Below are 14,088 nucleotides of genomic sequence, written 5' to 3' on the forward strand. Positions count from 1 at the left end.
AGTCTTATATATAAACTATTTGGAGGTAAATAAAAGAAGTTATGGAAAAAGTTGATCCAAAAGTTTTGGTTAATCAAAAGAAAAATGCTATTAAATATTGTGGTGCAACAAATCCTGAATGTATCGATGATTATATAGCATTTGATGGTTACAAAGCAAAAGAAAAAGTTTTAAAATGCGAAGTTGATGTAATTAAACTTGCAAGTGATGCTTTACTTGTTGATAGAAGAAAACAAGACGAACTTTGCTGTGATAATTGGAAAGGTGCTGAGGTTGTTGTTTGCGAAACACTAGATGCTTTAGCTGCTGCAGATAATAAAGTTTTAATCGAAGCTCCTCACGTAATTGTTGAATCAATGCTTATTGTTATGGAAGTAAGCGGTGCAAAAGAAGGTTATATCGTAGCAAAAGATGACCTTGCATTTAGAAGAGTATCAAAAGCTGTTAACGATGCAAAAGCTTACGGTTTATTAGATAAAGAAATAAGTGTTGTAAAAGAAAGCAAAGAAGGCTTAAATGTAAATGCAGAAATTTTAGCTAACTTACTTGTAATTGTTCAAGACAGCTATAAAACACTTCCTGAAAAAGGATTTAAAGGTGTTGCAATCGGTGGTAAAGTAAAAAATCCTGGAATTTACAATGTTGAAAACGGCGTTACATATGAACAACTTATTGAACTTGCAGGCGGTGCAACAGGAAATGTTAAATCTATCAAAGTAGGAGCTCCTTATGGTGAATATTTACCAGCTTGTGAAGTTTCTAAACCTGTAAACTTTATGGCTTTAATGATGAATGGAATAATAAGAGGTACTGCTCTTGTTGTTGTTATCGATGAAACAACTGATATGGCAAAAGAAATATCAGATTACTTACAATTCTTATTAATTCAATCTTGCGGTAAATGTTTCCCTTGTAAGGTTGGGGTAAAAAGAATGGATGAAATGGTTAAGAAAATCGTTTCTGATATTTCAGAAAAAGATGATTACAGCAAAGTAAAAGCAATTGCAAAAAATATGAGTATCGGAACTCTTTGCCCTATAGGACAAAAGGGTGCAGCTCCTATTTTAAGTGCACTTGAAAATTTCAGTTCTGATTTTATAAAAGAGTAGTCAAGGAGTAAATGAAAAGATGGTAAATTTAAAGATAAATAATGTTGATGTTTGCGTTGAAGATAAAACAACGGTTCTTGAAGCTGCAAGACAAATCGGAATTAATATTCCTACATTATGTTTCTTAGAACATAACAAAATTGGTGCTTGTAGAATGTGTGTAGTTGAAATTAAAGGTTCTGATGTTTTAAGAAGTGCTTGTAACTTCCCTGTAAAAGAAGGAATGGAAGTATTTACAAACTCTCCTAAAGTAAGAGAATCAAGAAAAAATACAATGGAACTTACACTTTCTGACCATAACAGAGATTGTACAACTTGTATAAGAAGCGGGAACTGTGAACTTCAAACTCTTGCAAATGATTTAGGAGTAAGCACAGTTCCTTTCAGCGGAGATTTTTCATCAGATGCATATGATGATAAATCTGTTTCAATCGTAAGAGATGAATCTAAATGTATTTTCTGTAAAAGATGTATAAACACATGTAGTAAAATTCAAGGTATCGGTGCTTTAATCGGTAAAGATAACGGATTTGATTCAAAAGCAAGACCTGTTAAAGGTGATTATTTAGCTGATACAAACTGTATCAACTGTGGACAATGTGTTATTAACTGTCCTGTAGGTGCCTTAACTGAAAAAGTAAATGTAGATGAAGTATGGGAAGCATTATGTGATGAAAACAAACATGTTGTTGTTCAACCTGCTCCTGCAATAAGAGCTGCTCTTGGAGAAGAATTCGGATATGAAATCGGCACAGATGTAACAGGTAAAATGGTTGCCGCACTAAGAAGACTTGGCTTCGATAAAGTTTTTGATACAGACTTTGGTGCTGATATGACAATTATGGAAGAAGCTCATGAACTTGTAGACAGAGTTACAAACGGAGGAACTCTTCCAATGCTTACAAGCTGTTGTCCTTCATGGGTTAAATTCTGTGAACAAGAATTCCCAGAACTTATTCCAAACCTTTCTTCTTGTAAATCACCTCAAGCGATGGCAGGTGCTTTAATAAAAACACACTATGCTGAAACAAATAATATTAATCCTGATGATATTTATGTTGTAAGTGTTATGCCTTGTGTTGCTAAGAAATTTGAAGTTGGAAGAGAACAATTAATGGAAGGCGATAACTATGACAGCGATGTATGTATCACAACAAGAGAACTTGCAAGAATGATTAAAGAAGCAGGTATTGACTTTAAAAATCTTGAAGATGAAGAATTTGATCCAATTTATGGTGAAAGTTCAGGTGCCGGTGTAATATTCGGTGCAACAGGCGGGGTTATGGAAGCTGCTGCAAGAACTGCAGTTGAAGCCATCACCGGTGAAGTATCTGAAAAAATTGATTATGAAGAAGTAAGAGGTCTTGAAGGACTTAAAGAAGCTGTAATCAAAGCTGGTGATAAAGAAATAAAAGTTGCTGTTGTTCACGGTGGAGCAAACATAAGAAAACTTATGGATAAAGTTAAAAAAGGTGAAACTGATTATGACTTTATAGAATGTATGGCATGCCCTGGCGGATGTGTAAACGGTGGTGGACAACCAATCGTAAACAGTCAACTTATTAATGCAGGTTTATCTCTTGCAAAAGAAAGAGCAAAAGTATTATATAACCAAGATAAGAACGTTAGACCAACAAGAAAATCTCATGATAATCCAGCGGTTAAAAAAGTTTATGAAGAATATTTAGGTGAGCCAAATTCTCATAAAGCTCATGAAATTTTACATACAACATATGTTGACAGAAGTAAAGATATATTAAAATAAAAAAGACCCTTAAGGGTCTTTTTTATTATTTCTCTTTCTCTTCAAAAAGAGATAAAATTGTATCCATTACCTTATTGTTATCATAAGAAATTACATATATAAAATAATTTCCGTTTTCGTAGAATGTTCTGTTTAAGACAAGATTGTATTCTGTCTTATCTTGTTCTTTCCATATTTTTTCATAATTTATCATGTATTTATCTAATGCTTCTTTTACTTTTTCTTTATTTTCTTCTTTTACGTTAGCAATGATGAATAAAGAACTTTTAGAAGAGAGTGCGGATTGTTTTATTATAATTTCATTGAAATCTTCTTTATTCAACTTATATATGTTTTTTATTTCTTCATCATTTGGCACTGTCATATTATAAAATATGGGAAGATTTTTCCCGTTTTTTTCATAGGTTAAATTTTCAAGTTTTATTGCTGTTTTATTTAGATTTAAAGTTGTAACATAATTTTTTTTATTTCCACACCCTGTAAAAATAATAAGGCATATAAATAATAAAATTATAAAATATCTTTTTTTCATTTATTTCCTCTTTTTAAAATTTTGTCTGCGATATTTGTTATTATCATATCCACATTAAAATGTTTTATATAATTATATGCAAGCATATTGTTAATAGTATAACAATTTATTTTTATGTTATTTTCTTTTGCTTCCTTGACTATTTTTTTATCTATATTTAAAAAATGAGGATGTATTGCATCAAATTTGTTATCTACTGCATATTTAACGATATTATCAAAAAATCCTTGATATAATGCTCCGACTTTAATTTCTTTGTCTATATCTTTTACTATTTTTAACGCTCTATGGTCAAAGGAAGAAATTATGATTTTGTCTTTTATGTTATAATCGTTTATTAAATTTAAAACCTTTTCTTCTATTCCACTATAAATTTCACTTGATGCTTTTAATTCTATATTTAAAATAATATTTTTGTTTTTTATAAGTTCTAATACTTCAAACAGCTGAGGAATAGGTTCAATACCATTTACTTTTATTTCTTTTAGTTCTTCATAAGTTAAATTTTTTATATAAGCGTCATTATTACACATTCTTTTTAAATCGAAATCGTGAAATACAACTATCTTTTCATCTTTTGTAAGATGAACATCAAGTTCAATTCCATCAATATCATATTTTAATGCTTCTATAAAAGAACTAATTGTATTTTCCGGTTTTATATTAAGCATTCCTCTATGTGCACATATTTTTGACATTTTATTCACCTTCTTTTGTCTAATATATAATACTTTAAAAATAAATACAATATGTTAAGTTATCATAAATTAAAATTCTCGGAATATAAATATAATAAGTTAGGAGGGAAAATATGCTAAATATTAATAATGAAGAATTTGTTAACTTAAAAAACGATAATGCAAAAATGCATTTTGATATAAAAGAAAATGAAGATTTTCTTTCTATTACTTTGAAAATAACTTATCTTCCAATAAGTGAATATGCTGTTGTTTTTATTATGGGAAATAGAGAATATACTGCGGCTATATTTAAAACAGAAAAAGAAAAGAACTTACAAAAAATAATAAATATAGAAAAAAATAAAGTAGAGAGTTTTAATAAGATTGAAATAGTTGATATATATTCAGGTGAAATTTTATTTGAATATGAAAATGAGAAAGAACTTGATATTCCTTTTTTTGATGAACAAAAAGAAGAAAACGGGAAAATTATTTTAAAAGAAGATATAGATATTATAAAAGAAGAGAATGAAATAATGGATTTAAATATAAATAATAAAATAAAACCAGAAAATGAAAAGGAAGAGGAAGATTCTAAGGAAGATAGAAATTCTATTTTAGAAAAAGAAGAACAGCTGGATATTTTGGAAGATTTATTTGATATTTTTTCAAATAAAAATGAAAAAGAAAATAATAAAAATATAAATGATGAAAAAGAAATAAATCAAGAATTTGAATTTCAAGATAAAGATGAAGAAGAAGATAAAAATAAAATAAAAAAAATAATTAATGCAAATAATATATTAATAGATGATGTTTTAAAAAATTTTTCATTAGAAAATTTTACTGATTTAGATAGTAATTATAAGTTCTACATAATGGATGAATTTGAAGAAAAATTAAATAATATTAATATTATTTATAATGGTTTTGTTATGCCGATTCTTTATCCTTATATGGGATTTAAAAATAAAAAATTAGAAAATGCAATTCTTCCAAGTTGGATTTTTGGAAAGTTTTTTAAAGATGAAGAAGTAAAATATTATATTTATGGTGTGCTTGGCTCAAAAATAGACAATACTCAGCCTTTTATGGGCTCAACGGGATTTATTTATTATGAACCTACGGTTTATGACGGTTTTGGATACTGGTTAATGTATATAAGTGTAAATACAGGGAAAATTTGTCTGCTTTAATAGAAAATAATACTTTTTAATCAATTTATTACCAGCATATAAAATTCTTCTTTCTAAATACTAATACAGAAAGGAGGATTTTAATGAATAAAAAAACTTTAATAGCTATGATTATTTCTGCTTTTATGTTAACTTCTTTTGTTGGATGTGGAAATTCAAATACGGATAATGCTGTAAAAAATCAAATGAATAATGCAGCAAATGATGTTAAAGATGAAGTAGAAAATATAGGAGATGATGTGAAAAAGGGTGCTGAAGATTTAACTGAAGATTTAACTGATAGTGACTCTTCAAATGGAGTAAAAAATAATAACGGAGTCAATCCATATCAATTTGATTATAACGGAATGTACAGACAGTATACTAACAACAATACAGGATATTATAATTCTTCCGAATCATATAAATATAAACAGGAAGGCGACGGTGTTTATACTTCTGTAAAGAAAATTTCCGGAATAGAAGACGTAAAAATTGCAATAATCGGGAATAAAGCATACTGTGCGGTAAAAACAAAAACAGGTTCTTCAAGTTTATCAGATGAAAAAAAGGCTAAAATTAGCACTTTGATTAAAGAAAAATATCCTCAAGTAAAAAATGTTTATTTTTCTGATAAAGTAGAGCATTACAATTCATTAACTAATGTAATAAAGCAAGGACTTGATAATATAACAGATGATTTATTAAATTTATTTGAATTGAAATAATAAAAGGCACTTTATGTGCCTTTTTTATATTGAGTTTTTTTAATACATAATTATAAAATGTATATAGAATGTAGTTTATTTTACTTTTAATAATTCTTATATAAATTAATTTATATATTAATATTTCATTAAATTTAAACAATTTTAATAAAATAATGTATAATATTATTGTGTTTTCACTATTGAAAATATTAAAAAAATAATATAAGTCAATAATATAAAAATAAATTTACTTAGGGAAGGTAATGATAATGTCTCAGATAACATCGTTGTTTACTCAAATTTTTGAGTCCTTTAGCATATTATCTGCCGTTGATATTCTTATAATGACATTTATTATATATGCAATTATAAGACTTATAAAAGGAACTCAGGCAGAACAGGTTGCAAAGGGGATAATTATAATTTTGGTTATCACTCAGGTCAGTGATTGGTTAGGGCTTGTGACCGTAAACTTTGTTTTTAAAAATATAATAACCGTAGGATTTTTAGCTTTGCTTATTATGTTTCAGCCAGAGCTTAGAAAAATGCTTGAAACAATCGGTAAAACAAATGTAAAAAACATAAAAGATATTTTTGTTGACAAAGATTTAGATTCTCCTTCTGTTGCGGTGGATCAAATTGTTCAAAGTATAAGTGATTTATCAAAGACAAAAACAGGACTTCTTGTTGTTATAGAAAGACAGGTTCCTCTTGATGATGTTGTAGAAACCGGGGTAAAACTTGATAGTTTATTAAGTACAGAGCTTATAAATAATATTTTTCAGTATGCTACGCCTCTTCATGATGGAGCAGTTATAATAAACAGAGAAACTTTAAGAATAAGGGCTGCGGCATGTCTGCTTCCTCTTTCTCAAAACAAACAGCTTTCAACAAGTATAGGAACAAGACATCGTGCCGGAATTGGTGTAAGCGAACATTCTGACTGTGTTTCATTAATGGTATCTGAAGAAACAGGTGTTATTTCTTATGCTATTAATGGGAAATTATCAAGGTTCGTGGGGGAAAGAGGTATTAGAAGAATTCTTACTGAAATTTTAGTAGAAGAACCTGCTCATAAAAATTCTAAATCAAAAATATTAAGGAGAAAAGGTAGCAATGGGAAAGAATAATAATAAAATAGTAACTTTATTGATATCTTTTTTGCTAGCTCTTCTTTTATGGGTATATGCAAATAATGATAGTGACAACATGGTATACAGTAAAATCGAAGATATACCTATTGTTCTTACAAATACTTCAGTACTAGAGCAAAATGATTTTATTATTTCTGTTTCAACTGATAATATAGACAGTATGAAAGTTTATGGAAAAGGCTCTTTAGTAAAAAGCCTTGATAACAAAAATATACAGGCAAGTGTAGATTTAAAAGACATTTCAAGCGAAGGGACTTATACACTAAATATTAATATAAAAGGTGTTCCAAATGATGTTACTATAGTTGATCAAAATCCTAATACAATTAAAGTCACAGTTGATAAAAAAGGTAACAAAAGTTTAAGTGTGCCTATTATAAAGTCAACCGGGGAAGTTAGGGAGGGCTATAGTGTGTTATCTCTTTCTCCAGAAGTAGAAGATGTTAATATAAGCGGACCTTCCGATAGTGTTGATAAAGTTGAAGCTATAATGGGGAATGTTGATGTAACAAATAAAAGCGATGATTTTTCATCAACTGCAACATTGTATGCAGTTGATGAAAATAATAAGAAAATAGCAGATGTAACACTATCTCCTGCAACAACAAGGGTAAATATTGAAATAGGAAAAATTAAGAATGTTCCTATAAATGTAAAAACATCAGGTAGTGTTATGGATGGATATAAAATTACGTCTATAAAACCAAGCACAACAACCGTAACTATTTCTGCAACAGATGATGTTTTAAATACTATAAACGAAATAAATACTGAAAGTATTTCATTGGATGGGGTTAGTGAATCTTTTGATAGAAATGTTAAATTGGACATTCCTCAGGGAGTGCATATTGTAAATACAAGAGATATCATTGATGTTAATGTGTTTATAGACAAACAAAATCAAAAAACCGTATATATAAATTCATTTACATTTGAAAATTTAGGAAGTGATCTTACTGCAGAAGTTTTAGATGATAATATAAGTGTTTTATTAGCAGGAGAAGAGAAGTATTTAAGTTCTATAACAGAAAAAAATCTTATAGGAGTAGTTGATTTATCAGGATTAAAAGAAGGGGAACATAATGTTGATATAAAGATAAGTACACAGGGGTTACCTGAAGGTGTAAGTATAAGAAGTGTAAGCCAAAACAGTGTTTTGGTAAAAATAACAAAGGAATAATATTAAAGTGAGAAAATATTTAATAGAAAATATAAAAATAAATATAGATAATTTATCCGGTGTTGGTGAAAGAGAAGCTATAATAAACAGGCTTAGATTAACTGAACAAAAAGTAAAACATTTTAAAATTTTAAGAAAGTCTTTAGATGCAAGAAAAAGACATAGTGATGGAATATATTATGTTTACAGTGTTATATTGGATTATCCCATAAAACCTCATAATGTAGGGTATAAAGTAAGCTTGTATAAAGAAAAAAGTATTCCTAAACTGGATTTAACAAAGAAGAAAAATATTAAACCGATAGTAGTAGGCAGTGGTCCAAGCGGTTTGTTTGCCGCTTTATATCTTGCAAAAATGGGATATGAACCCCTTGTTTTTGAAAGGGGAGAGGATATAAAAAACAGAGTTAAAACAGTTAAAAATTTCTTTGATAACGGAGTATTAAATGAAAATTCCAATGTTCAATTCGGACTTGGAGGGGCTGGAACTTTTTCAGATGGGAAAATAAACTCAAGAATAAAAGGAAATTTAAAATATGAAGTTTTAGATACATTTATAAAATGTGGTGCACCAAAAGATATAAGATATCTTAATAAACCTCATCTTGGTACAGACAAATTAAGAATAATTGTAGATGATTTAAAGGCTTTAATAGAATATTACGGTGGAAAATTTTATTTTAATTCTACCGTTACTGATTTAATTATAGAGCAGAATGAAATAAAAGGCGTTATTATAAACGAAAAAGATGAATATTTATCGGATACTGTTGTTCTTGGTATAGGCAATGGTGCAAGAGATACTTTTAAAATGCTTGAAAAGCATAATGTTAATATGGAGAATAAGCCTTTTGCCGTAGGATTTAGGGTAGAGCATTTAAGAGAAGACATAGATAAGTGTTGTTATGCTTCTTATTCCGGACATAGTGAACTGGGTGCAGGAAGTTATAATCTTACATTTCATGATAAAAATACAAAAAAAGGAATATACTCTTTTTGCAACTGTCCCGGAGGTGTGGTAATTGCAGGTGCAAGTTCAAAAGGTCAAGTTGTTACAAACGGAATGAGTTTCAGAAGCAGAAATATGATAAATACAAATTCTGCAATAGTAGTAAATGTAAGTGAAAGCGACTATGGAAGCGGGCTTTTTGCTGGAGTTGAATTTCAAGAAAAGCTTGAAAGAAAAGCTTTTGAAATGGGTGGAAAAGATTATAAAGCACCTTATATGAAGATAACTGATTTTTTAAATATAAAAGGCAGTGTTGATGTTAAACCAAGTTATTTGCCTGGAGTAAATGAATGTGATTTAAACGAACTTCTACCTGATAATTTAATATCATCAATCAAAGATTCTTTTGGTTATTTCCATGGATTTTTTAATACCTTCTATAATGGTATAATAACCGGAGTTGAAACAAGAACTTCATCTCCTATAAGAATTTTAAGAGATAAAATAACTTTAGAAAGTGAAAATATAAAAGGGCTTTATCCTGTAGGAGAAGGTGCAGGATACGCAGGCGGTATACTTTCCAGTGCTGTCGACGGCATAAAAGCGGCTCAAGCAATAAACGAAAACTAAGGGGGTTAATATGGGAAGATTATTTGGAACAGACGGAGTAAGAGGGGTTGCTAATACTCAGCTTACATCAAAACTTGCTCACAAAATAGGATATGCAGCAACAATGAAACTTACAAAGGATAATGGAAATCCTCCTACATTTGTAGTAGGTATGGATACAAGAATATCTGGAGATATGATTTATGCAGGTCTTGTAAGCGGAATTATGTCTGCAGGAGGAAACGTACTTAATGCGGGAGTTATTCCAACACCTGCCGTTGCTGTATTGGTTAAAGAATTTAATGCCGATAGCGGTATTGTTATTTCAGCATCACACAATCCATATGAATATAATGGCATAAAATTCTTTAGTAAAACAGGGCATAAACTTCCTGATGAAGTTGAAGATGAAATAGAAAGATATATTTTTGAAAAGGTAAGAGATAGAAGCATTTCAGGAGAAAGAATAGGAAGAGAAACAAAAATAGCTTATCCCGGAGAAATTTACATTAAATATCTTTTATCAAAAATAGGAGTAAAATCTTTAAGTGGACTTAATATTGTTTTGGATTTATCAAATGGTGCTACATATAAAGTAGGTGAAGAAGTGTTTGAAAAACTTGGAGCGAATATTAAAGTTATCGCAAATGATCCAAACGGAATTAATATAAACGATAAATGCGGTTCAACTCATATTGCTAATTTATCAAGAACTGTTTTAGAAAAGAATGCTGATTTTGGTATTGCTTTTGACGGTGACGGAGATAGAGTTATCATGGTTGACAGCAAGGGACAAGCTTTTGACGGAGATAAGATAATGTATCTTTTAAGTTGTTATATGAAAGAAAAAGGAAAACTAAACAAAGATACTCTTGTTTTAACTGTTATGAGTAATCTGGGAGTTAAAAAGGCACTTGAAAAGAAAGGCATTAAAATAAGTGAAACAGGTGTAGGGGACAGATATGTTGTAGAAAGAATGCTTAATGAAGGATATAACATAGGCGGGGAACAATCAGGACATGTTATTCTTTCAGATATAAATTCTACGGGAGACGGAATTGCCACAGCTTTACTTGTATGTAAAGTTGTAAAAGAATGTGGTAAAAATATTGATGAGCTTGCAAAAGACGTTTCTATTTATCCACAAGTACTAATTAACGCAACTGTTGATAATGATAAAAAACATGATTATGAAAAAGACAGTGTGATTTTAGAAGCTATAAAAGCAATTGAAGATAAATATGCAGGAAACGGAAGAGTATTAATAAGAACAAGTGGTACAGAACCTTTGGTAAGAGTTATGATTGAAGGTGAAAACCAAAGTGAAATTAAAGAAGATGCAACATCTCTTGCAAAACTTATTGAAGAAAGATTATCGTAATGAATAACAAAACAGTAGTTATAAGCGGAGCAAGCGGAGGAATTGGGATTGCAATTTCAAAAGCTTTTTATAATGAAGGTTATAATATAGTTTTGCTATATAACAAAAATAAAAAAGCTTTAGAAGATGAATTTTCTTTAACTGATAAAAGAGTATTGATGCTTAAAGGAGATTTATCGAAAGAAAGGGATGTATTAAAAATAAAAGAAAAGGTGTATTCTTCTTTTAACAGTGTCGATATAATAGTAAACAATGCAGGAATAAGTCTTGTTAAGTTTTTTGATGAGACTACCTGTGAGGAATGGGATAACGTTTTTGATGTTAATGTAAAAAGTGCTTTTATGCTTACAAAAGCTTTTTTACCTGAGATGATTAATAAAAAAAGAGGAAATATAATAAACATATCTTCCATGTGGGGAATAAGTGGAGCAAGCATGGAAGTATGTTATTCTGCTTCAAAAGCTGCTCTTATAGGAATGAGCAAGGCTCTTGCAAAAGAAGTTGGTCCAAGTGGTATAAATGTTAATGTCATTGCTCCCGGAGTTATAGATACAAAAATGAATAATCATTTGTCGAAAGAAGATATGGAGTCTTTAATTGAAGAAACTCCTATAAACAGAATCGGTAAACCTGAAGACGTTGCAAATGCAGTTTTGTTTCTTTGTGATAGAAAAGCTTCTTTTATAACCGGAGAAGTTATAAGTGTAGATGGCGGTTTTATTTTATAATTTTTAAATGATGGGAATTAAAATTCGTTATTAACAATATTTTTAAAACATAACTATAATGATTGACAATAAAAGTTTAAAATAGTATATTTTATATTAATACCTTATATGGAGAATATGTAATGAAAGTAAATATTTTAACGGATTCTACTGCCGATTTAACAAAGGAACAAATGAAAGAATATAATATTAATGTATATCCTCTTAATATTTATTTTGGAGAAGAGGAATATATTGATGGTATAACCATTAATCACAGAGAGTTTTTCGACAAACTTGCAACATGTAAAGAACTTCCTACAACAAGTCAGATTCCTGTAGGGAAATTAAGAGATTTATTCTTGCAATTTACTGAAAACGGAGAAGAAGTTGTAGTAATAACTTTATCTTCTAAATTAAGCGGTTCTTATAATTCTGCAGTCGTTGTAAGAGATTCTCTTGATAATGACAGAAAAAACAGAGTTCATGTTATTGATTCAACATGTGTTACTTTAAGTCTTTGTAATTTAGTTTTAGAAGCGGCTAAGTTAAGAGATAAGGGGCTTAGCGGGCAAGAAATAGAAGATGAAATAAACAGTATTAAAGGAAACAGTACTTTACTTGCATTAATTGAAGACTATAAGTATCTTATTCTTGGCGGAAGGCTTTCAAAGAGTGCTGCATTTATTGGTAATACTTTAAATATAATGCCTGTAATAGAAATAACAGGTGGAGAAGTTGTTCCAATAAAGAAAGTAAGAGGAAGAAAAAAAGGATATCAATTTATTATAGATAAAGCAAGAGAATACGGAATAGATAAAGATAAAGCATTTTTTATGGGACATATAGATGATGAAGAAGCTTATTCTCATTTTGAAAAATATATGTTGGATAATTTTGATGAACTTAAAGATATTGATATTTTGCCTGCCAGCAATATTGGTGCTGTAGTGGGAACTCATGCAGGTCCTCACTGTGTGGGTATAGCATTTTTTAAAAAAGAAAAATAAAAAAGAGCAACAAAAAAAGTCCTTATAGGACTTTTTTTAGTTTCTTTTTTCTTTAACTTTAGCAGCTTTACCAACTCTATCTCTAAGATAGTTAAGTTTAGCTCTTCTTACACTACCTCTTCTTGTAACTTCGATTTTGTCAATTCTAGGTGAGTGTATTGGGAAAGTTCTTTCTACACCAACGCCATAAGAAATTTTTCTTACAGTAAATGTTTTTTGAACTCCACCGTGTTGTTCTTTAAGCACAATACCTTCAAAAACCTGGATTCTTTCTCTTTTTCCTTCTACTACTTTAACGTGAACTTTTACAGTATCACCAACGTTAAATTCAGGGATATCAGATTTAAGGTTTTCGTTTTCTACTAATTTAATTAAATCCATTGTTTGTGCCTCCCTTCATCTTCAAGCATTCTTACTTACATCTTTAAGCAGAGGAACACCCATAATAAAAAAGCTATTTAAGCTCATAGCCTAAAAAGTATATCATATAAGAAAAATTTATTCAACTAAATTTTTGTTTTTTATAATAAAAATTGTAAAAATATATTAAATAAAAAGCTTTAATAAAGCATTATTTGACTATAAGTAGAATAATAAAAAGAACTTACAAAAGTATGCTCTTTTAGTTTTCATAGCAGTCTTCTATATTTGCATAGAATATAACATGGTAATCATTATTTCCTTTATAGAATCTGTCTTCTATTCCTTCTTTGTCAACAATGCCCATAGGATCCATAGCTTGTTTGTAAATTATCTTACATTCAAAATGTAGTTTTGCTTCTTCAATAATTGGAGATGAAACTTTCTTTGAGTCTTTTAAATGTAAGTTTGTTTCTTTGTATTTGTCAAAATCCCTACCTGATTTTGTTCCCATAAAAGCAATTTCTTCTTTCATTGTATCAAGAGCTGGAACGCTTACCGTAAAGTCTTCTGCGTTTTTAATTAAATCATATGTAAGTCTTGAATATCTTACCATTACTGTAATTACGTCTTTGCCCCATACTTTGCCGACTGTTGCCCAGCCTATTACCATTGTATTAACTTCATCATTATTTTTTACTGTAAGAAAAGCTCCTTTTGGTAGCTGATTATCTAATAGTTCAAATGCTTCTTTTGAAATCATGTTG

At 29.4% G+C, this 14,088-nt stretch carries 14 protein-coding genes; 10 read left to right on the top strand and 4 right to left on the bottom strand.

Going from position 1 to position 14,088, the window contains the following annotated elements; translation table 11 throughout:
• Window positions 1–41 precede the first annotated feature (41 nt).
• On the top strand, window positions 42–1,109 hold the full coding sequence (locus M6G78_RS05245) for an NADH-ubiquinone oxidoreductase-F iron-sulfur binding region domain-containing protein (RefSeq protein WP_253229807.1): 1,068 nt from the start codon (window positions 42–44) through the stop codon (window positions 1,107–1,109).
• A 19-nt stretch (window positions 1,110–1,128) separates the two neighbouring features.
• A complete protein-coding gene (locus tag M6G78_RS05250) occupies window positions 1,129–2,874 on the top strand; it encodes an NADH-dependent [FeFe] hydrogenase, group A6 (RefSeq protein ID WP_138269290.1) in 1,746 nt (581 codons plus the stop codon).
• A 25-nt stretch (window positions 2,875–2,899) separates the two neighbouring features.
• On the opposite strand, the gene M6G78_RS05255 is transcribed toward M6G78_RS05250, so the two are convergent.
• On the bottom strand, window positions 2,900–3,406 hold the full coding sequence (locus M6G78_RS05255; RefSeq protein WP_253229808.1) for a DUF4358 domain-containing protein: 507 nt from the start codon (window positions 3,404–3,406) through the stop codon (window positions 2,900–2,902).
• Entirely contained in the window at window positions 3,403–4,104 is a 702-nt protein-coding gene (locus M6G78_RS05260; RefSeq protein ID WP_253229809.1) for a glycerophosphodiester phosphodiesterase family protein, read from the bottom strand. Before M6G78_RS05260 ends, M6G78_RS05255 begins: the two co-directional genes overlap by 4 nt.
• A gap of 113 nt (window positions 4,105–4,217) precedes the next feature.
• Here M6G78_RS05260 and M6G78_RS05265 point away from each other — a divergent pair, with 113 nt between their 5' ends.
• The 8 genes from M6G78_RS05265 to M6G78_RS05300 all read left to right on the top strand — a co-directional run bounded on the left by M6G78_RS05265 (window position 4,218) and on the right by M6G78_RS05300 (window position 12,961).
• A complete protein-coding gene (locus M6G78_RS05265) occupies window positions 4,218–5,282 on the top strand; it encodes a hypothetical protein (RefSeq protein ID WP_253229810.1) in 1,065 nt (354 codons plus the stop codon).
• 83 nt (window positions 5,283–5,365) lie between these two features.
• Complete coding sequence (locus tag M6G78_RS05270) at window positions 5,366–5,989, top strand: YhcN/YlaJ family sporulation lipoprotein (RefSeq protein WP_253229811.1); 624 nt, start codon at window positions 5,366–5,368, stop codon at window positions 5,987–5,989.
• Window positions 5,990–6,240: 251 nt separating this feature from the next.
• A complete protein-coding gene (cdaA, locus tag M6G78_RS05275; RefSeq protein ID WP_171020672.1) occupies window positions 6,241–7,101 on the top strand; it encodes a diadenylate cyclase CdaA in 861 nt (286 codons plus the stop codon).
• A complete protein-coding gene (locus M6G78_RS05280) occupies window positions 7,088–8,305 on the top strand; it encodes a YbbR-like domain-containing protein (protein ID WP_138269622.1) in 1,218 nt (405 codons plus the stop codon). The genes cdaA and M6G78_RS05280 overlap by 14 nt, the downstream gene beginning before the upstream one ends.
• 7 nt (window positions 8,306–8,312) lie before the next feature.
• Window positions 8,313–9,884, top strand: a complete 1,572-nt coding sequence (locus M6G78_RS05285; RefSeq protein ID WP_171020671.1) for an NAD(P)/FAD-dependent oxidoreductase — start codon at window positions 8,313–8,315, stop codon at window positions 9,882–9,884.
• Between the two features lie 10 nt (window positions 9,885–9,894).
• Window positions 9,895–11,244 carry a phosphoglucosamine mutase gene (glmM, locus tag M6G78_RS05290; RefSeq protein ID WP_138269620.1) on the top strand — a complete coding sequence of 450 codons (1,350 nt, stop codon included), beginning with the start codon at window positions 9,895–9,897 and terminating at the stop codon, window positions 11,242–11,244.
• A complete protein-coding gene (ymfI, locus tag M6G78_RS05295; RefSeq protein WP_253229812.1) occupies window positions 11,244–11,972 on the top strand; it encodes an elongation factor P 5-aminopentanone reductase in 729 nt (242 codons plus the stop codon). Before glmM ends, ymfI begins: the two co-directional genes overlap by 1 nt.
• 122 nt (window positions 11,973–12,094) lie before the next feature.
• Entirely contained in the window at window positions 12,095–12,961 is an 867-nt protein-coding gene (locus tag M6G78_RS05300; protein WP_253229813.1) for a DegV family protein, read from the top strand.
• A 36-nt stretch (window positions 12,962–12,997) separates the two neighbouring features.
• Here M6G78_RS05300 and rplS read toward each other — a convergent pair whose 3' ends face one another.
• On the bottom strand, window positions 12,998–13,342 hold the full coding sequence (gene rplS / locus M6G78_RS05305) for a 50S ribosomal protein L19 (RefSeq protein ID WP_138269617.1): 345 nt from the start codon (window positions 13,340–13,342) through the stop codon (window positions 12,998–13,000).
• A 241-nt stretch (window positions 13,343–13,583) separates the two neighbouring features.
• Entirely contained in the window at window positions 13,584–14,084 is a 501-nt protein-coding gene (locus M6G78_RS05310) for a flavin reductase family protein (protein WP_253229814.1), read from the bottom strand.
• Between the last annotated feature and the right edge of the window lie 4 nt (window positions 14,085–14,088).

Source organism: Anaerofustis sp. NSJ-163, assembly GCF_024135845.1.
Lineage (GTDB): Bacteria > Bacillota > Clostridia > Eubacteriales > Anaerofustaceae > Anaerofustis > Anaerofustis butyriciformans.

Excerpts from the sequence above, each read along its gene's own strand:
- M6G78_RS05270 (WP_253229811.1), top strand. The coding sequence starts at position 5,366 with ATGAATAAAAAAACTTTAATAGCTATGATTATTTCTGCTTTTATGTTA.
- M6G78_RS05300 (WP_253229813.1), top strand. The coding sequence starts at position 12,095 with ATGAAAGTAAATATTTTAACGGATTCTACTGCCGATTTAACAAAGGAA.
- glmM (WP_138269620.1), top strand. The coding sequence starts at position 9,895 with ATGGGAAGATTATTTGGAACAGACGGAGTAAGAGGGGTTGCTAATACT.
- cdaA (WP_171020672.1), top strand. The coding sequence starts at position 6,241 with ATGTCTCAGATAACATCGTTGTTTACTCAAATTTTTGAGTCCTTTAGC.
- M6G78_RS05245 (WP_253229807.1), top strand. The coding sequence starts at position 42 with ATGGAAAAAGTTGATCCAAAAGTTTTGGTTAATCAAAAGAAAAATGCT.
- ymfI (WP_253229812.1), top strand. The coding sequence starts at position 11,244 with ATGAATAACAAAACAGTAGTTATAAGCGGAGCAAGCGGAGGAATTGGG.
- M6G78_RS05260 (WP_253229809.1), bottom strand. The coding sequence starts at position 4,104 with ATGTCAAAAATATGTGCACATAGAGGAATGCTTAATATAAAACCGGAA.
- M6G78_RS05280 (WP_138269622.1), top strand. The coding sequence starts at position 7,088 with ATGGGAAAGAATAATAATAAAATAGTAACTTTATTGATATCTTTTTTG.
- M6G78_RS05250 (WP_138269290.1), top strand. The coding sequence starts at position 1,129 with ATGGTAAATTTAAAGATAAATAATGTTGATGTTTGCGTTGAAGATAAA.
- rplS (WP_138269617.1), bottom strand. The coding sequence starts at position 13,342 with ATGGATTTAATTAAATTAGTAGAAAACGAAAACCTTAAATCTGATATC.
- M6G78_RS05255 (WP_253229808.1), bottom strand. The coding sequence starts at position 3,406 with ATGAAAAAAAGATATTTTATAATTTTATTATTTATATGCCTTATTATT.
- M6G78_RS05310 (WP_253229814.1), bottom strand. The coding sequence starts at position 14,084 with ATGATTTCAAAAGAAGCATTTGAACTATTAGATAATCAGCTACCAAAA.
- M6G78_RS05265 (WP_253229810.1), top strand. The coding sequence starts at position 4,218 with ATGCTAAATATTAATAATGAAGAATTTGTTAACTTAAAAAACGATAAT.